Annotated in this window: 7 protein-coding genes; 3 read left to right on the forward strand and 4 right to left on the reverse strand. The window is 72.9% G+C overall.

The features are described 5' to 3' along the window. The 3 genes from IRZ18_08005 to IRZ18_08015 form a co-directional block, all read right to left on the reverse strand. Positions 1–1107, reverse strand: a 1107-nt coding sequence (locus tag IRZ18_08005; protein ID MBX5477047.1) for an ABC transporter ATP-binding protein, incomplete at its 3' end; no start/stop codon positions are given. Then, the gene (locus tag IRZ18_08010; protein ID MBX5477048.1) at positions 1104–1886 is read right to left on the reverse strand and encodes a hypothetical protein; all 783 of its coding nucleotides are present in this window, start codon (positions 1884–1886) and stop codon (positions 1104–1106) included. The genes IRZ18_08010 and IRZ18_08005, both read right to left, overlap by 4 nt. Positions 1887–2031: 145 nt before the next feature. Then, positions 2032–3327 carry an aspartate aminotransferase family protein gene (locus IRZ18_08015; protein MBX5477049.1) on the reverse strand — a complete coding sequence of 432 codons (1296 nt, stop codon included), beginning with the start codon at positions 3325–3327 and terminating at the stop codon, positions 2032–2034. Positions 3328–3455: 128 nt separating this feature from the next. Between IRZ18_08015 and rph the strand changes: the two genes are divergently transcribed. Genes rph through thpR form a run of 3 tightly spaced genes read left to right on the forward strand, consistent with a single transcriptional unit; the run spans position 3456 to position 5400 of the window. Then, on the forward strand, positions 3456–4232 hold the full coding sequence (rph, locus tag IRZ18_08020; protein MBX5477050.1) for a ribonuclease PH: 777 nt from the start codon (positions 3456–3458) through the stop codon (positions 4230–4232). Continuing rightward, on the forward strand, positions 4229–4831 hold the full coding sequence (gene rdgB, locus IRZ18_08025; GenBank protein MBX5477051.1) for an RdgB/HAM1 family non-canonical purine NTP pyrophosphatase: 603 nt from the start codon (positions 4229–4231) through the stop codon (positions 4829–4831). Before rph ends, rdgB begins: the two co-directional genes overlap by 4 nt. Next, complete coding sequence (gene thpR / locus IRZ18_08030) at positions 4816–5400, forward strand: RNA 2',3'-cyclic phosphodiesterase (protein ID MBX5477052.1); 585 nt, start codon at positions 4816–4818, stop codon at positions 5398–5400. Before rdgB ends, thpR begins: the two co-directional genes overlap by 16 nt. A gap of 26 nt (positions 5401–5426) precedes the next feature. Here thpR and IRZ18_08035 read toward each other — a convergent pair. Continuing rightward, the coding region (locus tag IRZ18_08035) for a M20/M25/M40 family metallo-hydrolase (protein ID MBX5477053.1) at positions 5427–5744 on the reverse strand (318 nt) is incomplete at its 5' end.

Below are 5744 nucleotides of genomic sequence, written 5' to 3' on the forward strand. Positions count from 1 at the left end.
TACCGCGGCGCGGGCGGGGGGCGGGGGGGGCGGGGCCGGGGCCGGGGCCGGCGCCGCGCCGCCCGCGCCGCTCCCAGCGGGGCGCGGCCTCAGCGCGCCCGTCTCCAGCAGGTGAAGGGCGAGGGCGACGACCTCGCCCGCCGTCGCAAGGCGCGCCCCGCCGCCGCCCGCCGCCGCCGCGGCGCTGCCTTCCGCCGCCGCATCCGCGCGCGGCTCGGCGCCCGCCGCCTCGGCCGCGGCCGCGGCATCGCCCGCGGCGGGCCCCGCCGCAGCCGCCGCCGCCCCGGGCGCCGCGTCCGCCCTGGCCGCCACGCTGCGCAGGAAGTCGTAGAACCGCTGCAGCGGCGGCGGCTGCACGCCGGCGCGCTCGAGAAGCTCCGTCTGTGCCAGCACCGCGGCCGTCGGCCCGAACGCGGCCACGCGCCCCTGGTCGAGCACCAGCACCAGATCCGCCAGGTCCTGCACGTCCCAGTTGTGCGTCGTCATGATGACCGCCTGGCCCGTCTCGCGCAGCTTGAGGCGGGAGAGGGCCTCCAGCACCTCGCGGTGGCCCAGCGGGTCCAGCTGCGAGGTGGGCTCGTCCAGAAGGAGCAGCCGCGGCTGCATCACGAGCGCCGCGCCCAGCGCCACGCGCTGCTTCTGCCCGCCGGAGAGGGCGTGCGTCGGCTGGCGCTCCAGTCCCTCCAGCCGCACGACGGGCAGCACGCGCTCCACGCGGCGCCGGATCTCCTCCGCGGGCACGCCGAAGTTCGACGGGCCCAGGGCCAGTTCCAGCCCGACCTCCGGCATGGACAGCTGGGACTCCGGGTCCTGGAGCACGATCGCCACGTGGCGGCCCGTCTCCCACATCGGCACGTCCCAGGGATCGATCCCGTCGACAACGACCTCGCCCCGCCGCGCGCCGCCGTAGATGTGCGGCACGACGCCACTCAGGAGGTAGCACAGGGTCGACTTGCCGGCGCCGTTCGCCCCGAACACCGCGAGGAACTGGCCCGGCCGCAGCTCGAACGTGAGGTCCCGGAGAACCGGTCGGTCCTCCGCGTACCCGAACGTGACGCGGTCGAGGCGGACGACGGGCGCCGCCGCCTCGAGACCGCCGGGGTTCACCACAGGCCGTCGCGGACCTTCGGGAGGCCGCTGCGGCTCAGCGCTTCAAGGACGGGAACGGAGATGGCCGTCACGACCGCCGCGAGCGCGGGCACCCACCAGGAGTAGCCGATCAGCGTGGCGATGCCCGTGGCCGGCACGTAGTGCTGGATGTACCAGTACGGCTTCGCCCACGGGTTGAACCAGAGCCAGAGCGCCGAGATCAGGATGAGGAAGATGCCGGCGTACTTGCGCGGGCGCGCCTCCGAGGCCACCAGCGACGGGATGAGCCGCGTGCCGATGGGGCTGAAGATGACGACGAGCGACGGCAGCCAGTAGATCGCGGACAGAGCCTGGTACAGCGGCTCCGGCGGCGCCTGGAAGCCGGCGCTGGCGCCCGGCACGTAGAACGGGAACACCACGGCGAACGCCGCGCTGACGACGGCGAGAAGATACGACAGCACGCGGTTCTTGTTCAGGTGCGCGATGCTCGCCGTGTACACGGCCGGCAGGACGGCGGTCAGCAGCACGTCCAGGAGTCCCATCGGGAAGCCGGCCGGCGCGAGAAACATGCCGATGACGCCGCCGACGATCGCGGCGACGATGCCGCCGGAAGGACCGAGAAGCAGCGGCGCGATCGCCGCGAACGGCACGAGGAGCGGCACGTACCCGCCGCCGCCGACGTACGGAAAGATCGGGATGAGAGCGGTGACGCCGATCAGGGCGCCGAACAGGGTGATCCACGCGACGGGCGCGGTGCGCGCTTCCTGCGCCACTTTGCGGGTCTGTAACTCGGCCAACGACCATCCCTCCAAAAGGTCAAGTTAAGCCACGCTTATTCGGGGACACGGCGGCGATTCCTTCCCCGCGCGAAAGGAAAAGCCCGGAAGCCTGAGGGCTTCCGGGCGAGGGCGGGCGCGAGGGCGCCCAGGGGCGCTCCGGGCGTCACACGACGTCCGCGATCGCCTTCTCGAGGATGTCGAGGCCCTCGTTCAGCACGTCCTCCGGCACGTTCAGGGCCGGCATGAGGCGGATCACCTGGCCGTGCGGCCCCGCCGGGTACAGCAGCAGGCCCCGCTTCAACGCGGCTGCAATGACACGGTGGGCGAGGTCGCCGTCCGGATCGTTCGTCTTCGGGTCGACGAACTCCATGCCGATCATGAGCCCCACGCCGCGCACGTCGCCGATCACGGGGAAGCGCTTCTGCATCTCCCGCAGCCGCTCGATGACGCGCGGCCCCAGCGCCGCCGCCCGTTCGGGCAGCCTCTCCTCCAGGAGCACGTCGATGGTCGCTAGGGCGGCGGCGGTGCTCACCGGATGCCCGCCGAAGGTGGTCCCGTGCGCCGCCGAGCCCCACGAGCCCATGATCTTGTGCGAGGCGCCCACCGCGGACAGCGGGAAGCCGGAGGCGATCCCCTTCGCCATGCAGAGCACGTCCGGACGCACGTCGAACACCTGCGCCGCGAACATCTTGCCCGTGCGGCCGAAGCCCGACTGGACCTCGTCGAAGACGAGCAGGATGCCGTGCTCGTCGCAGATCTCGCGCAGCCCCCGCAGGAACGAGGCCGGCGGCACGATGTAGCCGCCCTCGCCCTGCACCGGCTCGACGAAGATCGCGGCCACCTGGGACGGCTCGATCTCATAGAGGAAGAGCCTGCGGAGATGGTCGAGCGCTTCCTTGGCCACGCGGTCCGGATCGTCGCGGTACGGCGAGCGGAACACGTTGGGGTACACGGAGTGGTACACCGTCGGCACGAGCGGTTCCGCCGCGATGCGGTACTTCGCCTTGGAAGCGGTGAGCGTCATCGCGCCGTACGTGCGCCCGTGGAAGCCGCCCCAGAACGCGATGATGCCGGGCCGGCGCGTGTGGTAGCGGACCAGCTTCATCGCGGCCTCGATGGCCTCGGCGCCGCTGTTGCCGAAGTAGAACGTCTCGATGCCGTCCGGGGTGATCTCGCGCAGGCGCTCGGCCAGGCGCAGCGCCGGCTCATACGCAGTGACGCCGATGGCGGAGTGCACCAGCCGGTCGAGCTGCTCCTTGACGGCGGCGATCACCTTCGGGTGACGGTGTCCGGTGTTGTTGACGGCGAAGCCCTGGGTGAAGTCGATGTACCGGGTGCCGTCCGCGCCCCAGATGAAGGATCCTTCCGCGCGCGTGACCGGCAGGTTCGGCCAGTCGTTGGCGAGCGGCGGCGCGAGGAGTTCCTTCAGGCGCCCGGTCAGTTCCTGAAACGTGGACACGCCTGCATCCTTCCCTTCCGTGTCTACCCTAGTCGTTCCCCGTTCGCTTGTCGATGCCCGCCCTTCGGGGGACAATGGACGATGGCGCGCCGCACCGCGCGCGTCCCGCACCCTTTCTCGAAGGAGCGATGCGCTTGGCACGCAGCGACGGCCGCGGGCCCCACGAACTGCGCCCCCTCATGCTGGAGCGGTCGGTGTTGAAGTATCCGGAAGGATCGGCGCTGATCGTCGCCGGCGACACGCGCGTCATCTGCACGGCCTCGGTCGAGAACGGCGTCCCCGCCTGGTTGAGGGGACAGGGCCGGGGCTGGATCACGGCGGAGTACAGCATGCTCCCGCGCGCGACGCAACAGCGGACGCCAAGGGAGGCGTCGCGGGGCAAGCAGAGCGGGCGCACGGTGGAGATCCAGCGCCTGATCGGCCGCGCGCTGCGGGCGGCCGTCGACCTCGACCTTCTCGGCGAGCGCACCATCTGGATCGACTGCGACGTGATCCAGGCCGACGCCGGCACGCGCACGGCCAGCATCACCGGAGCCTTCGTCGCGGTGGCCGAGGCCATGGCACGGCTCCTGGACGCCGGGGAGCTCGCCCGTTCCCCGCTGCGCGACTACGTCGCCGCCGTGAGCGTCGGGGTCGTGGAGGGGGAAGCGCGCCTCGACTTGAACTATGAAGAAGACTCGACGGCGCAGGTCGACTTCAACGTCGTCGCCACGGGCTCCGGGGAGCTCGTGGAGGTGCAGGGGACCGCGGAGGGCCGTCCCTTCGCGCGGGACGTGCTGGACGGGCTCGTCGACCTGGCGCTGGAGGGCATCGCGCGGATCGTCGACGCGCAGAAGGCGGCGCTGGGGCCGCTCGCGGCCCTGGTGGGGGCGCCGCCCGCGGAGGAGGACGCCGGCCCGGCATGACGCGGCTCCTCATCGCGACGCACAACCCCGGTAAGCTGCGGGAATTCCAGGCCATCCTGCGCCCCTGGGCGGACCGCCTCGTCTCGCTGGCCGACGTCGCACCCGGCGCGCCAGCGCCGGAGGAAGACGGGGAGACGTATGAGGACAACGCCCGCCTGAAGGCGCGCGCGGCGGTTGCGGCGACGGGCCTGCCGGCCCTCGCGGACGACTCCGGCTTGGAGGTCGACGCCCTCGGCGGCGAGCCCGGACCGCGCTCCGCGCGCTTCGCGGGCGATGGGGCGGGCGCCGCGGCGAACAACGCTCTCCTGCTGGAGCGACTGCGCGGCGTCCCCCCGGAGGCCCGAGGCGCGCGCTACGTCGCCTGCCTCGTCCTCGTGCGGCCCGACGGGCGGGAGGCCGTCGCCTGGGGGACGTGCCGGGGCCGAATTCTGGAGGCGCCCCGCGGGGAGGGCGGCTTCGGTTACGACCCCCTCTTCTACCTGCCGGCATTCGGCCGCACGTTCGGCGAATTGCCGCCCAACGTGAAGAATCGTGTCAGCCACCGCGCGCGGGCCGCGCGGGGGCTGTGGTTGGAGATCGCTGCATGCCTCGGAACCTGACGCCGTTGCGGTGTTTCGCCGCGGTCCGCATCGAGGAGGAGCCCCGCCAGGCCATCGCCGCCTGGCAGGAGGAACTGCGCAGCACGGGGCTCGACGCGCGGTGGGTCGCCCCCGCGCAGCTGCACCTCACGCTCAAGTTCTTCGGGGACCTGCAGCGCTCGACCGTCGAAGCGCTCGCGCGCGCGCTGGGGGAGGCGATGGACCGCCAGCGCCCGTTCCATATCACCCTGCGCGGCGCCGGCGCGTTCCCGAACCTGAAGCGGCCGCGCGTGCTGTGGGTCGGCGTGGGGCAGGGGGCACCCGCGCTCGCGGCGCTGGCCGCGGTCGTCGAGGAGGTCGCGCGCGGCCTGGGCGTGCCGTTCGACGCTCGCCCGTTCGAGCCGCACCTCACGGTGGCCCGGCTGCGGGACGGCGCCGCGCCCGTGGCGCTTCCCGCCGCCTTCACCGATGCCGCGCGGCGCTCGTGGGGAGAGCAGGTGGTGCGGGACGTCCGCCTCATCCACAGCACGCTGACGCCGGAAGGGCCCGTGTACCGCGACCTCGGCCGCTTCAAGCTGGAGGCGCGGTAGCGCCGCACGCGAGGCGCCGCCGCGCGTCACACGGCCGCGGTCGCGAGCCCGGCCGCGCGCCCTTCCAGCAGCCGCCAGGCCGTCGCCGCGAGCACGGCCACGCCGTAAGGGAGCGCCGCCTCGTCGACGGTGAAGTTCGGGTGATGGTGCGGGAAGTGCGCGCCCACGGCTTCGTTGCGCGCGCCCAGAAAGAGGAACGCCCCCGGCCGCTCCTTCAGGTAGTACGCAAAGTCCTCCGCGCCCATGAACGGCTCCTGGTCCACCAGCGCGTCTTCGCCCAGCACGCCGCGCACCGTCTCGCGGAAGACTTCCGTCACCGCCGCGTCGTTGACGAGCGCCGGATA

This window comes from Clostridia bacterium (genome assembly GCA_019683875.1).
In the GTDB taxonomy this organism is placed as follows: Bacteria; Bacillota; Sulfobacillia; order RBS10-35; family Bu92; genus Bu92.

Bases quoted from the DNA above. Each gene is read 5' to 3' on its own strand.
- rph (MBX5477050.1), top strand. From the start codon at position 3,456: ATGCGCTTGGCACGCAGCGACGGCCGCGGGCCCCACGAACTGCGCCCC.
- thpR (MBX5477052.1), top strand. From the start codon at position 4,816: ATGCCTCGGAACCTGACGCCGTTGCGGTGTTTCGCCGCGGTCCGCATC.
- rdgB (MBX5477051.1), top strand. From the start codon at position 4,229: ATGACGCGGCTCCTCATCGCGACGCACAACCCCGGTAAGCTGCGGGAA.